Origin of the sequence: Streptomyces sp. CCM_MD2014 (assembly GCF_000772045.1) — a bacterium.
Taxonomy (GTDB): domain Bacteria; phylum Actinomycetota; class Actinomycetes; order Streptomycetales; family Streptomycetaceae; genus Streptomyces; species Streptomyces salinarius.
In genome coordinates, this window is sequence record NZ_CP009754.1 from 4,133,881 (window position 1) to 4,152,351 (window position 18,471).

Sequence of the window (18,471 nt, forward strand, 5' to 3'; positions counted from 1 at the left end):
AAAGGGCCCCGGTGTGACGCACACCGGGGCCCTTCCCCTGCCGCACCGCGCTCACCTCCTGCTACTGTCGGCCTGCTCACGCGGGACGAGCGGCGAACACGTGAAACGCCCCCCTGCGTGACCGCCCTGGGGAGGGACTCCTTTCGTGATACGTCCGCTGAACAAGCGGGCCGTGCGCCGTCGGCGTGCGCTCGGCCGCATCGCTCTCACCGTCACGCTCGCCGTGACCGCCGGAATCGGCACCGCCGCGGCGACGGCCGCCGCCGACGCCCCCGCCGCGTCCGCCGACCCCGTCGTCGTCAGCCCGGGCGCGCGCTTCGTGCCCCGCGCCACGATCGTCCTCAACGCCGGCGAGACCGGCTTCCTCACCGCGCAGGAGGGCGACGACCGGCTCCGGTGGATCGACTACGCCACCGGCGCGACGACCGTCCTCGACCACAGGCTGCCCGAGCCGCTCACCTACGACGTCGACGACCTCCGCTTCGACCGGTACCCGGCGGACTTCGGCCACGGCTCCGACACCGTCGCCCTCTACACGGCGTCCCCGTCCCCGCACGTGACGCTCCAGCAGCGGGCGGGCGGCACCGGCCCGACGGTCACCGTCCCGATTCCCGCGGACCAGACGTACGTCGCGACCTACGGCGACACCGTCATCACCCGCACCGGCCCCCAGACCGCCGCGACCGGCCTGCACCTGCTGCGCATGGAGAACGGCGAGCTGCGGGACCGGAAGCTGGAGGGCCTGCCGGAAGGGTGGAACCTCACCATCAGCGCGGGCGACAGCCGCTCCGTGGCCGTACGCGCCATCAAGTGGGAGGACACCACGATGTCCCAGGGGTGGTGGGTCGTCGACCTCGCCACCGGTTCCCTGAAGACCCTCTCCACCCACGGCGAGCGCGTCTGGTTCGACCGGGACACCGTCTTCCACCTCGACGCACCGGAACCCTACGCCGCCCAGGTGTACCGCCGGGACGACCTGGACGCCGAGCCGACCACCGTGGACCTGCGCGAGGTGTACGCGTACGACGACACCGTCGTGCCCTTCGCCGGCGCCTTCGCCACCGTCTCCGCGCCCAACCCCGGCAACAACGAGTACCGCGGCAACACGCTCTCCCTGAGAGACACCGAGGGCAACTGGAAGTCCCTGCTGACCGTCGCCTCACCCTCGGTGCACCGCACGCCCGACGGCTCGCTGCTGGTGGCCGGCGCCGAGAAGGACACCGACTACGGCCCACTCGACTGGGGGTACTACCTCCTCACGCCCGCCGCCGACGGCACCGTCACCCGCAAGCGCGTCGCGGACATCGAGGACCGGGAGGCCGAGCCGTACGGCATCTCGCTGGGCAGCGGCATCCTCACCACGGCCGACGACTCGAAGCTCTACATGCCGGGCACCTACGTCGGCGCCTACCGCAGCACCTGGCTGAGGACCTCCGGCCGCCCGGAGGAGCTCAAGTCGAGCGTCGACGGTCTCGTGAGCGGCCGCGACAACGACTGCGGCGACTCCGAGAACGGCCCCTGCGTGACCATGTTCGCGAGCGGCGACGGCCACCACGGCCGCGAGGCCGGCACCGAGCAGGACGTCACCATGCTCTACCGCAACGGCGACGCGTCCTGGGGACCGCGGATCACCTCCGGTCTCCAGTCCCCGGAACTCATCGACCTCTCCGGCCGCTACGGCGTCGTGAACAACGGATCGGGCGGCACCCAGGCCGTCCTCCACTTCAAGGACGGCGACACCGGAAGCGTCCTGCAGAAGCGGCAGGTGGTCGCGGCCTCCGTGTGGGGCAACACCCTGTGGAGCGCCACCGGCAGCTGGGACGACCCGGGCCTGGACCTGCCGACCACGGTCACGGCGAAGAACCTGTCGACCAACGCCGCCGGCGAGACCTTCGACGCGGGGTGCGTGCCCCGTGAACTCCAGGCCGTCGGCCGCTGGGTGTACTGGCAGTGCGACGACTCCTGGCCCAACTACCGGGGCGGCGGCGTCTACGACCGCCAGACCGAGCGCACCCTGAAACTCGGCACCGACAAGACGCTCCTCGGCGACGGCTACCTGGTCCGCCAGTCGGACACGACCGGCCTGACCCTCGTCGACCTGCACGACGGCCTGCCGGCCGGCGGCACCGAGGCGGACCTGCCCCGGCGCGTCATCGCCACGGCCGCCGAGCTGGGCGACCGCACCGTGCCCCGGGCCGGGTGGACCGTCGACCGCTTCGGCGGCCACGTCGCCTACACGGGCGCGGACCGCCGGGTGCGGATCGTCCCCTCGGGCGTCCCGGCCTCCCGGATCGCCGTGATCGACGCGCAGACGACGCCCGCCCTGGACCTCAGGGCCGGCGGAGCCACGTGGGCCTCGCGCTGGTGGCTGTCGAAGCCGGCCGCCTCCTGGACGCTGACGCTGAGGAACAAGGCGAGCGGCAAGACCGTGCGCACGCTCTCCGGCGGCGAGGCCCGCGGCGCGCTCTCGGCCTCCTGGGACGGCAGGGACACGGCCGGGGCGTACGTCCCCAACGGCGCCTACACCTGGACCCTGACCGCGAAGCCGGCCGACGGCGTCGGGGCCGACCTCTCCGTGTCCGGAACCGTGCCGGTCACCGGCGGCGCCGCCGTCTGGCGGGACCTGGCGGGCGACGACGGCTTCGGCGACCTGCTGGCCGTGGACGGCACCGGTGCCGTGTCGATGTACCGGGGCAACGGAACCGGCGGGGTCTCCTCCCGCATCGCCGGGTCCGACGGCGCCTTCCCCGCCGGCTCGGTGCTCGTGCCGGCCGGCGACGTGGACGGGGACCGGTGCGCGGACGTACTGGTACGGGTCGGTGACCAGCTGCGGGCCTACCGCCCCGGCTGCGGCGAGGTCGTCGGCGCCTCGTCGCCGTACACGCTGATCGGCAACGGCTGGGGGCAGTACGACCAGCTGACGTCCCCCGGCGACATGAACGGGGACGGCTTCGTCGACCTGATCGCCCGCCAGAGGACGACCGGCGACATCTACTTCTACGCGGGCACCGCCGACCACCACCTGAAGACCCGGGTGCGGATCCAGGCGAACTGGAAGCTGTACAAGTGGATCACCGGCGCCGGTGACCTGAACGGCGACGGGCGCGGCGACCTGCTCGGGCAGGACTCCGCCGGTGTCCTGTGGCGGTACTACGGCACCGCGGCCGGCAGCGTGACCAAGCGGGAGCGGGTCGGCGGCGGCTGGAACGTCTACTCCGCCCTCGCCGGCACCGGCGACCTGTCCGGCGACGGCCGCGCCGACCTGCTGGCCCGGGACACCACCGGGAAGCTGTGGCGGTACGCGTCCGCGGGAGACGGTACGTACGGCGGCCGGGTGCTCGTGGGCACGGGCGGCTGGAACACGTTCAAGGGCCTGTACTGACCCGAGCGCGGAGAGAGGGGCCCCCGGCGTGACCGCATCACGCCGGGGGCCCCTCTCCCGTCTCCGGCCGTCAGGCGTCGAGCACCTGCCCGTCCCGCCGCACGACGGGCGGCAGGACGCTCCACGGGAAGTTGATCCACTCATCGGTGCGCTTCCACACGTACTCGCACTGGACGAGGGAGTGCGACTTCTCGTAGATCACCGCGCTGCGGACCTCGGCGACCGTGTCGAGGCAGAAGTCCCGCACCAGCTTGAGCGTCTTGCCGGTGTCGGCGACGTCGTCGGTGATCAGGACCTTCTTGTCGGAGAAGTCGATGACGTTCGGGACCGGCGCGAGCATGACGGGCATGTCGAGGGTGGTCCCGACCCCGGTGTAGAACTCGACGTTCACCAGGTGGATGTTCTTGCAGTCGAGTGCGTACGCCAGCCCGCCGGCGACGAAGACGCCACCGCGCGCGATGGAGAGCACTATGTCCGGCTCGTACCCGTCGTCGGCGACGGCCTGGGCCAGCTCGCGCACGGCGACGCCGAACTGCTCGTAGGTCAGATTCTCCCGAACATCACTCATGCGCGCGTCCCGCCTGCGTTCTTGCTGCTCATACCCTGGTCGCTCACACCTGGGTCCGATGGAAATTGAGGAAGGACCGGGAGGCCGTCGGCCCCCGCTGCCCCTGGTAACGGGACCCGTAGCGCTCGCTGCCGTAGGGGTGCTCGGCCGGCGAGGTGAGCCGGAACATGCACAGCTGCCCGATCTTCATCCCCGGCCACAGCTTGATGGGCAGGGTCGCGAGATTGCTCAGCTCCAGCGTCACGTGCCCGGAGAAGCCCGGGTCGATGAACCCGGCGGTGGAGTGCGTGACGAGCCCGAGCCGCCCGAGCGAACTCTTCCCCTCGAGCCGGGAGGCGAGATCGTCCGGCAGCGTGATGACCTCGTACGTACTGGCCAGCACGAACTCGCCGGGATGCAGGATGAACGGCTCGTCGCCCTCCGGCTCCACGAGCCGGGTCAGATCCACCTGCTCGACGGAGGGGTCGATGTGCGGGTACCGGTGATTCTCGAACACCCGGAAGTAGCGGTCGAGGCGCACGTCGATGCTCGACGGCTGCACCATGGAGTCGTCGAACGGATCGATCCGCACCCGACCGGAGTCGATCTCGGCCCGGATGTCCTTGTCTGAGAGAAGCACGCACCGAGGATACGCAAGGCGCGCGGAGCAACGACAACCGCCGCCGCGCCGCGCGCCCGAACCGCTCTGCGTCTGAGCTGCCGCGTCTGTCCGCTACCTCTTCTGAGCACCCACGGGCACGGCACTCCGCAGCCGCGCACACCGCGGACATCGGACGAGCCGACCGGGGCCGAGTCGCTCGGCCTGCTGCATCGGGAACGAGGTGGCGGTGAACACGTGCCCATCGGCACAGCGGACGACGGTGCGCTCCATCAAGTCCTTCAAGTCCCTTCCCCAAGAGCCGCGTCTGGCTTACTACCCTGACGACAAAAGCCACAGTACGGGATGAAAGAGACGACTCTCCAGGCGGCGCTCCGCCCTCACGCACACCCTCTCCGAAGCCCCCACGGTACGCCCCAACCCCGGCTCCCCGCAGCCGCATCCGCACCCCGCAACGACCACCGGCCCCACGGTGCGAACACCGGGGGCCGGGCATGGGGTAGAGTGAGCGAGCGTCCAGACACCGGCCGTGGTCGGCGTCTTACGCGGGTGTAGTTTAATGGTAGAACATCAGCTTCCCAAGCTGAGAGCGCGAGTTCGATTCTCGTCACCCGCTCCATGCGAAACCCTCAGGTCATTGGCCTGGGGGTTGTTTGTTGTCTAGTCCAATTCGGGAGTTCCGTGCCCTCCGCGTGCCCTAACCCGCCATAGCGGGTTCATCCAGGCGACCCGGAGCTCCACTTCGAAGGCAGCAGCGCCGTAGCTTCTCAAATAGCGAGACGCATTCTATGTGGCCCGCATCACTCAGCGAGTGGGTGGGCGCGAAGTCGCTATCGCAATCGGGGAGTTTGCAGCGGGCCAGAGATGCCGCGTCCACGTTGCCTTCCACGACCGCGGCGAGGCGGGCAGTGGTGGATAGCCAGGCGCATTTACGCAGGGTCGGCGACGTGACTATCGCGGCCAGTAACGAGGCGGCTGCTTGGCAGGGTCGACCCGATCGAACCGCTGCTTACTGCCGGGGTTCAAGCCTTTGATGTGCACGAGCTGCTGGCCGTGCGCCGTATCGAGCTCACGGACGATCAGAGGCATCGCGGCGATCACAGCGCCCATGGCCAGCCCCAGACCGGCCATGCCCTTGTGACCGTGGCTGAACCGGATGTGGTGCATGCCGGACTTCTTGATCGCGGACGTCTCCGACGGATCCTCCAGCTGACGCCCATCCTTGGTGAGAAAGACTTCGAAGCCTCTCTTCGCAGCATCGGGGAGGAGCGCGAGATCCTTCTTCCCCGCCCACTTGATCTCACTGACGTGGCGCACGTCGTGCCCGGGCAGCAGCCGCCGGAGCATCTCCAGCATCTGTACCGGGACGTTCTCGTCGATGAGGATTCGCATCAGGCAGCGCGCGGTCCCGGGCTGTAGCTGTCCACATACAGTGCGAAGGACACCGCATCGCGGGCGGCCTCCACTGTCACGCCGGGGTAATACGCGGCGATCTCGTCGAGCGGGACGCCGTCCTCCACCAGCTCCGCGACGGCGTCGAACGGGACGCGAGTGCCGGTGATGACCGGCTGTCCCCCTTGCGTGTCCGGGTCCACACTGACGTGTTGCTTGGGCCGCAGAAGGTGTGGGACGACAACGCCGGCGCGGGGCGCGAACTCCTGGAGAATATCGTCCATGGTCGCGATGACCCGCTGCCCAGGATGCTTGACGAGATCAGTTGCGTGATCGTCCTTGCTATCGCCCACAAGGACGATGGAGTCGCCCTCGGCAACCAGGGAGTAGCTGGACAGGTGCTCGAACTCACCGAACCGCTTCAGTGTGGCCAGAGCCTTGCGGATCTTCTGCAGCGACACGTCCTGCCGAAGGATGGCGAACGCGCGTAGCGCCAGGACATCCCGGAAGGAGTACAGAGCAGGCTTGGCCGCCAGCTCAGGGCAGAGAATCGGCCCATTGCCTCGGTCCTGCCGCCACGAGCGTAGTTGTCCAGTGGTGGCTCCGGAGAGAGCCGCAGCCATGCGAGTCGAGTACGCCATGGTCCGCTCCCTCCAGTCGTCGCAAAATCCTCTGTCCCCAGCATCCCAGCTGCGCGCCTCAGGACGCTACAGGAAGTACGGACCGGCAGGGCCGAAAGCGGCACAAAACCCCGTAACATGCTGATGGTCGTTGCCCAGGTCGAAAGCGCGGGCAGACGCGAAGGGGCGGATCGCCTGCCCTCCTCGGCCGGGGTCCGTCTGAAAGCCGGTCCCGGGGCGGGGAGGGCAGACGACAATCATGCCTCGCGAGCACTTCTCCGTACGCCTGGCGGTGCTTCGCCGAGCCTCTCCCTCACCTCAGCATCGATACCTCGGGCCAGCCTCCGCTGATGCTTGGCCGTCGAGTGCTGGTAGATGAGCTGGGCCCGTTCCGAGGACTGGCCGGCGCGCACCATGAGGTCCTTCAGCTTGGCGCCGGTGTCGGCGGCGAGGGTGTTACCGGTGTGCCGGAGGTCGTAGAAGCGGAAGTTGTCCGGCAGCCCCACCTTCGTCCTGGCCTTGCGCCACTTCCGTCCGAACGTCGAGCGGCGGAACGGGGCCCCCTTCTCCCCGACGAAGAGGAGCCCGTCCGGCTCCTTCTCGGCGAACCACTGCACGTGGCGACGTAGCTCGGGCAGGAGGAAGTCGGGCAGGTACACGGTGCGCTTGCCCGCTCGGGACTTGGGATCGCCGGTGACTCTCCTGCCGTTGGTCAGCTCCGGTGACGCATGCGTGATCCGCAGGGAGCATTCGTCGAGATCGACACTGCGGCGGCGCAGTTCGGCCAGCTCCTCGGGGCGGAGCGAGGCGAAAGCGCCGAGCAGGACCATCAGGCGCCAGCGCGGACCCATGGCGTCGGCGAGGTCGAATACCTGCTCCACGGTGGCGGTCGGCCGCTCGTCGGCTTCCTCCCTACCGGCGCCCTTGATGCGGCACGGGTTGGTCCGCAGGAGGTCGTCGTCGACCGCGGTCTGCAGGATGGCCTTCAGCAGCCGGTACGACTTAGCGACCGTCGTGGCACCCGTTGCCTTGAGCCGCTCGGCTCGCCAGGTGCGGACGGAGGGCGGTGTGATCTCGTCCAGGTCCTTGCTGCCGAAGACCGGCAGGAGGTGCAGGCGTAGCAGGCCGTCGTAGCGGTCGACCGTGGTCGGGGCCAGAACGCGCTCCTCCATCCAGCGGAGGGCGTACTTCTCGAAGTTGATCGCGCCGGCGTCCGGGTCACGCCAGTGGTCACGCTCGATGTCGGCGCGGACCAGGTTCAGCCAGTCCTGCGCGTCGGTCTTCGTGTCGAAGGTCTCGGGGGCCTTGTGGCGCTGCCCGTCCGGGCCCAGGTAGCGGGCCTGCCATCGACCAGACGGGAGCTTGCGTACGGTGCCGAACTCCCGACGACGCGGGGGCTTGCGTGTCGGCATCAGGCAGCCCTCCCGTACCGAGTGCGGGTGCGCCGGGTCGGCTCGACCGTGCGCGCCTCGACGTACTCGGTGACGGCACTCTCGGGGACGCGCACGGGACGTCCGAGCTTGACGTAGCGAATGCGGCGCTCGGCGATCAGACGGCGAACGAAGCGTTCGCCGGTACCGAGCTGTTCGGCGGCTTCGGCCACCGTCAGGAGGCGGTCAGTCATGGGCGACCGCCCCCTTTCGGCTGTGCTGCTGAGTGCAACGGGCCGGGGCTATTGCGAGTCGGTGCAACGGTGAGACTTCCTTACCGAGGTCGAAACTGGAGCGAGCACGGCGGACCGGTGGTGGCTTCAACAGGTCGCGGAGTCCTGGAGCAGGGCGCGGGCCGGGACGCGAAGTGCCTGCGTGAGGGTGAGCAGGTCGTCGACGTCGCAGCGGCGCTGAGCGCGTTCGATGCGGGACAGCATCGTGTTGGACATTGGCCGGCCAAGGGCGGTGACGCGAGCGGCCAGCTCTCGCTGGGAGAGGCCGCGCTCGGTGCGGAGAATTTCGATCGTGCGGGCGGCCCTTATCCCGGCTGCGCCGATTTCCAGTGAACGTGCTGCCATGACTCCAATTCTCGGCTGTGTTCGCCGGTTTGGTTAACCGGCGATCGTCGGCTATGTTGCGCCGCCGTGCGTTTGGCAGGCGGGTGGCCATTTCGTCGATGGGTTCCCCGTGACGGCGGCCCGAGCAGTGCTCGACAGCGTCTCTGACGTGGGGTGTTGTGTTGTAGCTCCGCCACTCACCGGACGTCAACGCCTTGCCGGTGTGATCCTTCTGGCTTGACGCCCGGAACAACTATTTGGTCAACCGCCGATCGTGACCTACCGTTTTCACGCCGCCCTCGCCGCCCCGATTCCCGACGGCCTTTCTGCCGACAGAGATTCGACAGGTCAGGGCTGGACTTGTGCCGCCCGGGTGTGGCTATGTTGACGACACCCCCGGAAAGCGCGACCGGCTCTCAGCCAGCCTCGCGTCAACGGCCGGCCAACTCCCCCGCCTTTGCCGTCACGACCGACGGTGAGCCATGGGTGCCCGCCCATCGGCCACCGAGTAAGGAACACTCCGCTCTTGGCACGGATCCGCACCATCAAGCCCGAAGCCTTCGCCTCCGAATCCCTCGCCGTCGTCACCCTGACCGCCGAGCGCACCTTCTTCGGCCTGCTCACTCAGGCCGACGACCAAGGCCGCTATCGCGACCACGCGGCGATCATCGCCGGTCAGCTGTGGGTTCTGCGTCCGGAGCACACTCCCGCCGAGGTCGAGAAGGATCTCGCCCAGCTGGCCGACGCCGGCCTGGTCTGCCGGTACAAGGGCCCGGACGACAAGCGCTACCTGCACATCGTCACGTGGCACAAGCACCAGAAGATCAACCGGGCCAGCAAGAGCCGCATCCCGGCCTGCCCTCGCCACAACGATCCGAACGGTGCCCCGGGCGGCACCGAGGCTGTCGAGGCCGTGGCACCCGCGCCGTCCGTAACGCACGGAGCCGTCGCGGACCATGCGCCGAACCCTCGCGGAGGTGGCAGTGAAGGGGCACGGAACCCGCACGATCCCTCGAACCAAACGGAAACCACCAGCAAAACCGCAGGTCAGGAGGCATTCAGTGAGCCCTCACCTGAACCTCACGGACTCGTGCTTGAGGCCGCGGTGACACCTCACGGTCCGGATCTAGGACCTAGGATCATGGATCTAGGATCTACCCCTTCGGGGGGCGCAAGCGCCCCCGCGGCCAGCACCGTCTCGGCCAAGCAGCTCATCGCCGAATACAGCGCGGCATGCGCCCACCGCCCGCCCCAGGACGTCCTGGGCCATCTCGGCCGAGAGGTGCGCAAGCTGCTCGCCGAAGGCATCGGTCCCGACCACGTCAGGGCAGGGCTCGTCCTCCACAGGACCAAGGGCAAGCACCCCAGCATCCTGCCGAGCCTGGTGCACGAGGCCATGAACGCCGCCCTCGCCCAGCCCGTCATCCACAGGGCGTGGACAAACCCCGCCGACGTCGAAGCCGCCTACGGAGAACAGCTCTGACCTCCACCCTCACCCGCGAACCCCAGCACGTTGGCCCGCTCGCCGACCGTCTGAACGGCATACTGGCGGGCCGCGGCATCGACCCCGGCGCCGTAGCCACGGAGCCGTCCGCCGAACCCGTCACCGCCTTGGAGCTGGCCGACGCCCGCATCCCGGCCCGGTACCGCCGTGCCCTCGCCGACCACCCTCAGATCATCGCCTGGGCCGACCACATCGCCCATGCCGGACGCCCCGGCCCGAGTGGGCCCGGCATCGCCGAGGGTCCCTCCCTGCTGATCGCCGGCCCCACCGGCACGGGCAAGACGCATCAGGCGTACGGCGCCGTCCGGGCGCTCCTCACCCGCGGGGTCCGCCTGCGCTGGGAAGCCGTCACCACCGCCGACCTGTACGCCCGCCTACGTCCCCGTGCCGGCCACGACGCAGAGCGCGACCTGCGGACCCTGGCCCGCAGCCCACTGCTGCTTCTGGACGACCTCGGAGCGGCCAAGACCAGCGAGTGGACCGAGGAGCTGACCTACCGGCTCATCAACCACCGGTACGAGCACCTGCTCCCCACTCTCATCACCACCAACCTCCCCACCGCCGAGCTGCGCACCACCCTCGGTGACCGCGTCGCCTCCCGCCTCGCGGAGATGACCGACCGCGTCATCCTCAAGGGCCCTGACAGACGACGTCACCGCTCCCCCTGACGATGGAGGAAGACCGGATGACGGAAGGGCAGTCCGCGAGCGCGCGTCCTTTTACCAGGAGGACCGGCCGCGTGCCGCGTCGAGGACCGAGCGAGGGTGTCGGGGACCGGTCCTCAATGGCCGGGGACCGGACGGCACATGCGAGGACCGAGCATCCCGGTCCCGGGACCGTGGCCGCCCGAGGTGGGGACCGGTCCTCACCAGACATCGGGGACCGTTCCCGTACGTCTCGGGGACCGGTCCCCGACGGTCCCGTCGGACACGAGAACGGTCTCCTGGCAAAGCAGCAGGTCACAGCCCCCAGGTGGGCGGAAACAACGGTCCTGCACCGCGCATGACAGTCAATCGTGAGGGAGGACCGAGCCCTGCCGGGTCCCGGTCCTGCCGAGGACCGAAGACCCGCACAACGCGGTCCGCGGTCCCCGAGCGTGATGCACAGAGGAAGAGAGAGGACCGGTCCTCGCGGACCGCTCCAACCTGGAGCCCACCCCACACGGTCCCGTAACGAGCCCGCCCGGTGCCAGCCGCGCACGGCCGCCGCTACGGGTTCTCATCGTGGAACACCCACCCAGAGAAGCGACCCATGCACCAACCACATCAGCACACTCCTGACGACGTGCGTCAGGGGGCCACCATCTCAGCCTCCGACGGAGCAAGTTGGTGCAAGAGCATTGCTCCCGACGGGAGCAATGCTCTTGCGTCTCCCGCCCCGAGAGCGGCGGGCCCGGAAGCGACCGAGGACGGATCGCAAACCGGCGGGGAAGAGCTACACGCGAACCACAGCATCGACTGCGCGCGCACCTCTCCGTCACAGCCCCGCATACAGCAGCGCGAACGCCTGCGCGACGAGAACAAGCGCCTGCACCAGCCCAGCTGCCGCATGAACGACGCCGAGTACCAACTGCTCGCCCGAGCAGCCGCCACGTGCCACATGAGCATCGCCGGCTTCCTCGCCCGCGCCGCTCTCAACGCCGCCCACGACCTCGGCCGCACCGCCGAGGACATCGCGGGCGAGCGAGAGATGCTGCACGAGCTGTTCGCGCTGCGGCGCCACCTCGGGCAACTCGGCAACAACCTCAACCAGGTCGCCAAGGCGCTGAACTCCGGCGCCGACGCACCGCAGGCAGAGGCGGTCCTCGCCGCCGTCCAGCGCGCCGCCAAGCGCGTCGACGCCTTCACCCAGCACCACTTGGACAATAGGAGGGCCAGGTGATCCCCCGCATCCACGCAAGAGGCACGCGCACCATCGGCCTGCTCCACTACTTGTACGGGCCCGGCACGCACGAAGAACACACAGACCCGCACCTGGTGGGCGCCTGGGACAGCCTCGCCCCTGATCCCGGGCGCGACCTCGACGCCACGTACGGAGATCTCCAGCGGCTGCTCGACCAGCCGGTCAACGCCCTGCCGAAGAACCGACGGCCCGCCGAGCACGTGTGGCATCTGTCGCTACGCGCCGCTCCTGAGGACCCGGTCCTGTCGGACGAGCAGTGGGCCGAGATTGCGCGCCGAATGGTCGCCGCCACCGGCATCGCTCCCGACGGTGACGACGCCGCCTGCCGCTGGGCAGCGATTCGGCACGCCGACGACCACATTCACATCATCGCCACCGTCGTACGAGAGGACGGCCGGCAAGCCCGCATTCGCCGGGACGGCAAGCGTTCCCAAGCGGAAGCCCGCGTGATCGAGATCGACTACGGGTTGCGCCGCCTCGCCACCGGCGATGGCACCGCAGCCCGTCGTCCGACCAGCGCAGAACGGCACAAGGCCCAGCGGGAAGGCCGGGAGCGCACGGCGCGGGAGGAACTTCGTGAGTCCGTGCGCCGGGCAGTGGCCGGTGCTGCCTCGACGGACGAGTTCTTCGACCGCCTGGCCGCCGCCGGTCTGCTGATCCGCAAGCGTCTCGCGCCTTCCGGCGACCTCCTCGGGTACAAGGTCGCCCTCCCTGATGACCGGAACAAGGACGGCGAGCCGGTCTTCTACTCAGGCTCCAAGCTGGCGCCCGACCTGTCCCTGCCCCGTGTCCGCGAACGCTGGAGCCGGCCCTCGGAGACGCCCACCGCCATCGACGGTTCGTGGCCGGATCAGCCTGCACTGCCGCCCGTGACAGGCCCCGCGTTCGCGCGGCGGCGGGCCGCGGCTGCCACGTGGCAGGCCCTGCTGGTGATCGACCACGGCGACGACGGCACCGCAGCAGCCCAGATCGCCGCGACCGGAGAGGTCCTGGACGCGCTGGCCAAGACCTCCGCCGCCCACACCCGGGCTGAACTGCGCGAGGCAGCCTCCGCGTTCGAGCGCGCGAGCCGCTCCCACGTGAAGGCGGTACGCGGGCACGACCGGGGCCTGCGACAAGCCGCCCGTGATCTCGTCCACAGCGGGCCGGTCCTGGGCCGGGGCGAAGACGGCGCCTGCACGGCCATGCTCATCGACATGGCCTTCTTCGTCGTGACCGCCGCGGCAAAGTGGCACGCCAGGAAGCATCACACCCAGCAGGCCACAGCAGCCCAGCAAGCCGCCGAGCACCTCCGCGCCGCCTACCAGGCCGCCTCAGTCCAGCCCATGACCGCACTGAGCCAGCGAGGCCGGCGGCTGACTCAACGTGTTCGGCAACAGCAGGCGAACCTGCTCCACCAAGTGCTGCCGGAGCTGGCCGACCAGATCGAGGCTGAGGCCGGTTGGCCCGCCTTGGCCGCCACACTGGACGATGCCCGGAGGGCCGGCCATGACCCGGCCGCCCTGCTGACCGAAGCCACGGCACGGCGCGAACTACGCTCCGCCGGATCCATGAGCGATGTCCTCGTCTGGCGCCTGCGCCGCAGCGCTCACCTGCCCGCACTACCCGACGACCGAAACGCCACGGCCCTCCGAGCCAACCGGCACACCTCGCACTCGGCGCCCACCACGCAGTCGGCGCCCGGCCCGACAGGGAACGATCCCCGCCGTGGCCGCTGACGACCGTGTCCTGATCATCTGTACCGGGCCGCGGTGTACGCGGTAGGCCCGTGCAAGGTGCCTGCTCCGATCTCGTCGCTGATCTGGAGGACGTCGAAGCCGGCGAGCGTCGCGTACAGCTCCAGCTCACGCGGCCCGAGAACACGCCGACGGATCACGTCCCGTGTTTCTTCACCTGAGTTGAACACCCAGTGCCGGCGCATGGTGTTCATCTGGGTCCGCAGGTCCCACTCGTAGGTGATGGTCACGTGGGCTGTGTCCGATCCGGTCTCGACCTCTGCTTCCTGCGGCTCATCACGCTCGATCGGGGCTACGGAACTGCAGAGTACAAGGAGCGTCCCGGGACGGGCGTGCGCTGCGAAGGTCCGGAAGACCGCCTGGATGTCCTGGTTGTCGTGCACGTAGGAGAGGGAGTTTCCCAGGCAGGTCAGCACGTCAGCGGTGTGGTCGAGTCGGATGGTGCGCATGTCGCCGAGGCGGATGTCGAGGCCGGGCCGTGTGCGGCGGGCGTAGTCGACCAGGCCGGGCTGGAACTCGACACCGATGCAGTCGAAGTGGCGGGCCAGCAGCTCCAGGTCTCTCCCGGTTCCGCAGCCCAGATCCAGCAGAGTGCGGGCGTCCGGGCGGTGCCGATGGACGAGCGCCCGACAGCTGCTCGCGCTGGTGCTGTCGGACTGCACTCTGTCGTACAGGGCGGGGTCTCGGTAGAAGAGGTTGGAGGCTGCCAGGTGTCTGGGTTCGGCGATGTCCAGGCCGCTCATGCGAGGCTCCGCAGTCCGACTTCCAGGGCGAGTGTGTCGCACAGCAGGTCGGGCACCGCGGGAGTCCGCTCGGCGTGGTCGCGGGCCCGGCTGAGGGCGTCGGCATCAACGTAGCCGAGATCGATCAGCAGGGAATCGGTCAGCATCTCGTCCAGGAGAGGGAGCCCGTAAGTGCGCAGTCCCGACTCCATGACCGCGAGGAAGTTCTCCGGCTCGGTCGGAGCCGCAACGGACTCGGGCAGACCCGTCCGCCGAAGTCGGTCGCGGAACATCTTCTTGTCGCGTTTGTACTCGTACGGCAGTTGCTCCATGAAGCGGATCATCCGGGGGTGGACGAGCGGGGCCACCGGCCAGATACCGAGTCTCACGTACGCCGGGTTGTGCAGGCCGAATGCCATGAGCGTCGGCACAGGCATGACCGGGATGGGAGCGAGGTTCTCGTTCACCTGGGCCAGCGCCGCGGTGGCCTTGTCGCCGAGCCATGGCACCGGCTCCATCGGCGGGAGTCCGGCTTCCGTACGCGAGTGGTGGGCGTTGACCTCGTCCCCGCCGCCACCTGTGAAGATCAGCTCGCAGCCGTGTGCGGCCACGTGCCCGCGCATGATGTCGAACGCTTCCTGGTAGAAGGCGCCTGCCGGATCGTGCGGCCGTCTGCGTTCCCTCACGCCTCCAGGCACGAAGGGCGGGTGCTGCATCGCCGGCACGGCGGTGTCGCGCAATCCCAGGTGGTCCACCAGGGAGCGGCGTCGGTCTCGCTGGAGCTGGCCGATCCGGCCGCCCATGAGTAGCCCGAAGGTGTGCACGGAGCCGAATCCGGCCGCTACGGCGGACAGTGCCACGTTGGCCGAGTCCGCTCCGCCTGACACCTCGACGCCGACGCGGCCGGCCGTCGATCGCCACTCGGCCACGGCCTCGGTGAGCAGTGCGTCGAACGCGGTCACGGGGTCCACTCCGCTACGGAGGCTGCGGGGTTCCAGGACGTGCTGGGCGGGCTCGGGGTAGAGGATGGAGAGCCCTGCCGGCGTGAAGACCGCGGTAGCGCGTTCGGTGAGTCGGTACACGCCGTCGAAGAGGGTGTCGGTGCTGTAGCGGTGTTGGCGGCTCAAGGTGCGGGCGACCGCTCGTGGATTGAGCTGGTCAGGTCGCAGGTGCGGCCGGAGGTCGACGATGTCCCACGCCCCGAAGATCTCGTCGCCGACAGCTGTGAGGTACAGCGGGACGGTACCCAGCATTCCCGCCGAGACCTGGATCTCGTCGGGCCGGACGAGCAGCGACGTGTAGTCGGCTTCACCGTCTCTGTCTTCTCGCACCAGCACACAGACGCTCGATCCGTCGCCTGGTATGAGGTCCGCGACCAGGACGGTTGCGTGAGCGGGCCGGATCCAGCTCTCCCCCTTGACCCAGCGGTCTGTGTCCCATCGCCAGCCGGCGTCCCGGGTGTCTGCCAGTCGCACACGAAACGAGAGCACTCCGCTCCCCTCCTCTACGGAGCGGCGGAGCAGGACGCCAGGCCCTGCTCCGCCGCGTTCACCGGCCGGTCAGCTGCAGTGGTCGCCGTTGTTGTCGCCACCACCGGGCATCTTGTCGAGCAGCGCCGCGTCCATGCTGGGGACGCCGGTGACCAGGTCTCCCGTGAAGAGCTCGTCGATGATCATGACTGTTCCTTCCTCCTGCGGAGTGGGTGGACGGGCACCGCGAGCTGCGGAACCCGGACCCGTCCCTGCCGCCGGCGTTCACGGCGAACTGGACGGGAGCTCGTTGGGTGGGGGCCCGCTCTGGCCGAAGGGAGAGAGCGGCTGAGCCCTTCCCCGGTGGGGACCGGGTCTTCCCGAGGGCTCGCTCGGCCAGAGCGGGAGTCGGTAGGTCCGGAGCGGACCGGTGGTCTCTCTCAGTCGGGGGCGAGGTGCCACAGAGCCCAGGCGACCGGGGCAGTGGAGACGATGATCAGGGCCGACAGCAGCCACTGCCGCCAGCCATAGGGGCGACCTCGCCTGTTGCGCCGCCGGCTCACCATCCCAGGGACACCGCCACCACGATCGATCCCCCGAGCACCATGACGCACGCGATGTACATGACCTGAGCCGTGACCTGGCCTTTCACTGCGCGCCCTGGTCCTTGCCACGCTGTTGCCCCACGGTCGGCGCGAGGCCAGGTCGGCCGACGAAGACGCGTCGTGCTCGTTCCTGGTCGGGCAGGGTGGCGCCGATCCGGCACACCGGCGGCTCGGCCGGGGTTTGGTCAGCCATCGTTCTGGTCCTTCCTCCGGGTCGCGCGGTAGACGTCGGCGAAGCGTCTGGTCAGTGAGCCGAGATCCCGCATGTACTGGTAGGCATGGAAGTGAGGGGACTGCTCCGTCGGCCGGCGCGTCAGGTCGAGGACCCGGTAGCCCTCCCGGAACAGCGCCTGGACGGCCGGGTTCTCGTCGAAGCCGAGCTCCTCGGCCATCAGCACTCTCAGGTGGCTGACCAGGTCTCGGGTCGTGGCGTCGATCACCGGGCGTTCGGGCATCATCAGGCGAATGGCCAGCGCGGTTTCCACGGTCTCGTCGACCGCCTCCAGGACGATCGACACTCCAGCCACCTCGAACGACGTGACGCTTCCTGCTGCCATTGCCCGCACCCCTTCTCCGGTCTCCACCGTTGTCGTGCCTGACAACGTCCAGAAAAGCGGCTCGTGTTGGCGCAGACCACGGCATCCGCGGGGCAGTCCTGAGACACTTCTGGGACAGCCCGGTGCCGTCGGGTTAGACGCGGGTTGGTGCGTGGAAAGGGGGCGGCATGGGGCTTGCTGAGCGGCGCAGGGCGCTGGGCTACAGTCAGGAAGAGCTCGCGCACGCCCTCGGCGTGGACCGACGGACCGTCGGCCGCTGGGAAGGCCGCTCCACCACGCCGCAGCCGCCGCTGAGACCACGGCTGGCCGAGCTGCTCCACCTCGACCTTGACGAACTCGACGCCTTGGTGGGACAGCCACGAGCAGCCCACCCGGAGTCGGCAGGGCCGCCGCCTCGCGACCACCACGGCTCAGGGGACCTCGACGACATGATCCGACGCCAGTTCCTGCGCGCCATCACCGTCACCAGTGCCCTGGTGGCCCTGCCCCCCGACGAGGGCGCAGCCCTCGCGGAGGGCGCGCTGCGCGGGATGTCCGACGACTTCCTGCGCATGAACGGACACCTGTGGCAGGTCTACCAACTCGCCCGCGCCAAGCGTTCCGTCTACCCGGTCGTCCGCGACCAGCTCACCGCCCTGAACGAGACCCTCGACGGACGGCCCGAGGTCGAAGCACAGGCCCTGTGCGGCGCGGCCGGCGACCTCTTCCAGCTCGCAGGAGAACTGGCCTTCGACGGCAACCGCTACACCGACGCCGCCGCCTCCTACACGCTCGCCGCCTCTGCCAGCCAGGAGGCGAAGTCCTACGACCTGTGGGCGTGTGCCCTCGTCCGCCACGCCTACGTCGATCTGTACGAACGCCGGTACGCCGACGCGGTCGGCACGCTGTCGGCCGCCGAGAAGGTGGCAAGGCGCGGGGACGGTTCCCTGTCCACCCGCTACTGGGTCGCTGCCGTCCAAGCCGAGGCGTACGCCGGCCTCGGCGACCTCTCCGCCTGCGAACGCGCCTTGGACGAGGCGGAGAAGGTGACCGGCCTGAGCGGGGCGGCCCACAACGGTGGCTGGCTGCGTTTCGACGGCTCCCGCCTCGCAGAAGAGCGTGGCGCGCGCTACCTCCAGCTTGGACGCCTCGACCTCGCTGAGAAGGCACTCAGCAGCGCGCTCAGCCAGGACATCCTCGCTTCCGGCCAGTCCTTGCGCCGACGCGGTGCGGTACTGACCGACCTCGCGGCCATCGGCGCCCGGCGCCAGGACCCCGACCAAGTACTCGCCTACGGCGGGGAGGCGCTGCGACTCGCCCACACGACCTCCTCGGGTTACGTCGCCCATAAACTTCAGGGGCTACGAACCGACCTCGGCCCGCTCTCCCGCGACGCTCGTGTGGCGGAGCTGGGAGCCGAGATCGACGCACTGTGCACGACGTGACGAGA

The 18,471-nt window shown here is 69.4% G+C and carries 17 protein-coding genes and 1 tRNA gene; 7 read left to right on the top strand and 11 right to left on the bottom strand.

Annotated elements, in window-relative coordinates:
* The first annotated feature begins 145 nt into the window (after positions 1-145).
* Positions 146-3,382, top strand: a complete 3,237-nt coding sequence (locus NI25_RS18135) for an FG-GAP-like repeat-containing protein (RefSeq protein WP_078884656.1) — start codon at positions 146-148, stop codon at positions 3,380-3,382.
* A gap of 70 nt (positions 3,383-3,452) precedes the next feature.
* On the opposite strand, the gene NI25_RS18140 is transcribed toward NI25_RS18135, so the two are convergent.
* Together NI25_RS18140 and dcd are read right to left on the bottom strand one after the other, a co-directional pair.
* On the bottom strand, positions 3,453-3,950 hold the full coding sequence (locus NI25_RS18140; protein WP_031043129.1) for a phosphoribosyltransferase: 498 nt from the start codon (positions 3,948-3,950) through the stop codon (positions 3,453-3,455).
* A gap of 43 nt (positions 3,951-3,993) precedes the next feature.
* Positions 3,994-4,569, bottom strand: coding sequence for a dCTP deaminase (dcd, locus tag NI25_RS18145; protein ID WP_061443449.1), 576 nt, complete (start codon positions 4,567-4,569; stop codon positions 3,994-3,996).
* Between the two features lie 524 nt (positions 4,570-5,093).
* Between dcd and NI25_RS18150 the strand changes: the two genes are divergently transcribed.
* A tRNA-Gly gene (locus NI25_RS18150) sits at positions 5,094-5,167 on the top strand.
* Positions 5,168-5,499: 332 nt separating this feature from the next.
* On the opposite strand, the gene NI25_RS18155 is transcribed toward NI25_RS18150, so the two are convergent.
* From NI25_RS18155 to NI25_RS18175, 5 genes are all read right to left on the bottom strand, one after another.
* Entirely contained in the window at positions 5,500-5,940 is a 441-nt protein-coding gene (locus NI25_RS18155; protein WP_055467907.1) for a DUF5615 family PIN-like protein, read from the bottom strand.
* A complete protein-coding gene (locus NI25_RS18160) occupies positions 5,940-6,581 on the bottom strand; it encodes a DUF433 domain-containing protein (protein ID WP_051713654.1) in 642 nt (213 codons plus the stop codon). Before NI25_RS18160 ends, NI25_RS18155 begins: the two co-directional genes overlap by 1 nt.
* 236 nt (positions 6,582-6,817) lie before the next feature.
* Positions 6,818-7,972, bottom strand: a complete 1,155-nt coding sequence (locus NI25_RS18165; protein WP_061443450.1) for a tyrosine-type recombinase/integrase — start codon at positions 7,970-7,972, stop codon at positions 6,818-6,820.
* Positions 7,972-8,184, bottom strand: a complete 213-nt coding sequence (locus NI25_RS18170) for an excisionase family DNA-binding protein (RefSeq protein WP_055467910.1) — start codon at positions 8,182-8,184, stop codon at positions 7,972-7,974. The genes NI25_RS18165 and NI25_RS18170 overlap by 1 nt, the downstream gene beginning before the upstream one ends.
* 126 nt (positions 8,185-8,310) lie before the next feature.
* Positions 8,311-8,568: a helix-turn-helix domain-containing protein gene (locus NI25_RS18175; RefSeq protein WP_055467911.1), complete on the bottom strand. Its 258-nt coding sequence runs from the start codon at positions 8,566-8,568 to the stop codon at positions 8,311-8,313.
* A 505-nt stretch (positions 8,569-9,073) separates the two neighbouring features.
* On the opposite strand from NI25_RS18175, the gene NI25_RS18180 reads away from it, so the two are divergent.
* From NI25_RS18180 to NI25_RS18195, 4 genes are all read left to right on the top strand, one after another.
* On the top strand, positions 9,074-10,030 hold the full coding sequence (locus tag NI25_RS18180; RefSeq protein ID WP_061443451.1) for a hypothetical protein: 957 nt from the start codon (positions 9,074-9,076) through the stop codon (positions 10,028-10,030).
* Entirely contained in the window at positions 10,027-10,719 is a 693-nt protein-coding gene (locus tag NI25_RS18185) for an ATP-binding protein (protein WP_061446973.1), read from the top strand. Before NI25_RS18180 ends, NI25_RS18185 begins: the two co-directional genes overlap by 4 nt.
* A gap of 880 nt (positions 10,720-11,599) precedes the next feature.
* On the top strand, positions 11,600-11,932 hold the full coding sequence (locus tag NI25_RS40770) for a plasmid mobilization protein (RefSeq protein WP_055467913.1): 333 nt from the start codon (positions 11,600-11,602) through the stop codon (positions 11,930-11,932).
* On the top strand, positions 11,929-13,671 hold the full coding sequence (locus NI25_RS18195; protein ID WP_061443452.1) for a relaxase/mobilization nuclease domain-containing protein: 1,743 nt from the start codon (positions 11,929-11,931) through the stop codon (positions 13,669-13,671). Before NI25_RS40770 ends, NI25_RS18195 begins: the two co-directional genes overlap by 4 nt.
* Positions 13,672-13,685: 14 nt before the next feature.
* On the opposite strand, the gene NI25_RS18200 is transcribed toward NI25_RS18195, so the two are convergent.
* The 4 genes from NI25_RS18200 to NI25_RS18210 form a co-directional block, all read right to left on the bottom strand.
* A complete protein-coding gene (locus NI25_RS18200) occupies positions 13,686-14,432 on the bottom strand; it encodes a class I SAM-dependent methyltransferase (protein WP_061443453.1) in 747 nt (248 codons plus the stop codon).
* Positions 14,429-15,742, bottom strand: coding sequence for an asparagine synthase-related protein (locus NI25_RS18205; RefSeq protein WP_233520744.1), 1,314 nt, complete (start codon positions 15,740-15,742; stop codon positions 14,429-14,431). The genes NI25_RS18200 and NI25_RS18205 overlap by 4 nt, the downstream gene beginning before the upstream one ends.
* Positions 15,743-16,528: 786 nt before the next feature.
* Positions 16,529-16,678, bottom strand: a complete 150-nt coding sequence (locus NI25_RS39410; RefSeq protein ID WP_157852335.1) for a hypothetical protein — start codon at positions 16,676-16,678, stop codon at positions 16,529-16,531.
* Entirely contained in the window at positions 16,671-17,042 is a 372-nt protein-coding gene (locus NI25_RS18210) for a hypothetical protein (RefSeq protein WP_148315135.1), read from the bottom strand. The genes NI25_RS39410 and NI25_RS18210 overlap by 8 nt, the downstream gene beginning before the upstream one ends.
* Positions 17,043-17,209: 167 nt before the next feature.
* On the opposite strand from NI25_RS18210, the gene NI25_RS18215 reads away from it, so the two are divergent.
* Entirely contained in the window at positions 17,210-18,466 is a 1,257-nt protein-coding gene (locus NI25_RS18215) for a helix-turn-helix transcriptional regulator (RefSeq protein WP_061443455.1), read from the top strand.
* Positions 18,467-18,471: the final 5 nt, after the last annotated feature.

What these genes read in the sequence shown, in the direction of transcription:
- NI25_RS18200 (WP_061443453.1), bottom strand. Translation starts at nt 14,432, where the DNA reads ATGAGCGGCCTGGACATCGCCGAACCCAGACACCTGGCAGCCTCCAAC.
- NI25_RS18140 (WP_031043129.1), bottom strand. Translation starts at nt 3,950, where the DNA reads ATGAGTGATGTTCGGGAGAATCTGACCTACGAGCAGTTCGGCGTCGCC.
- NI25_RS40770 (WP_055467913.1), top strand. Translation starts at nt 11,600, where the DNA reads ATGAACGACGCCGAGTACCAACTGCTCGCCCGAGCAGCCGCCACGTGC.
- NI25_RS18210 (WP_148315135.1), bottom strand. Translation starts at nt 17,042, where the DNA reads ATGGCAGCAGGAAGCGTCACGTCGTTCGAGGTGGCTGGAGTGTCGATC.
- NI25_RS18215 (WP_061443455.1), top strand. Translation starts at nt 17,210, where the DNA reads ATGGGGCTTGCTGAGCGGCGCAGGGCGCTGGGCTACAGTCAGGAAGAG.
- NI25_RS18175 (WP_055467911.1), bottom strand. Translation starts at nt 8,568, where the DNA reads ATGGCAGCACGTTCACTGGAAATCGGCGCAGCCGGGATAAGGGCCGCC.
- NI25_RS39410 (WP_157852335.1), bottom strand. Translation starts at nt 16,678, where the DNA reads ATGGCTGACCAAACCCCGGCCGAGCCGCCGGTGTGCCGGATCGGCGCC.
- NI25_RS18155 (WP_055467907.1), bottom strand. Translation starts at nt 5,940, where the DNA reads ATGCGAATCCTCATCGACGAGAACGTCCCGGTACAGATGCTGGAGATG.
- NI25_RS18160 (WP_051713654.1), bottom strand. Translation starts at nt 6,581, where the DNA reads ATGGCGTACTCGACTCGCATGGCTGCGGCTCTCTCCGGAGCCACCACT.
- NI25_RS18170 (WP_055467910.1), bottom strand. Translation starts at nt 8,184, where the DNA reads ATGACTGACCGCCTCCTGACGGTGGCCGAAGCCGCCGAACAGCTCGGT.
- NI25_RS18165 (WP_061443450.1), bottom strand. Translation starts at nt 7,972, where the DNA reads ATGCCGACACGCAAGCCCCCGCGTCGTCGGGAGTTCGGCACCGTACGC.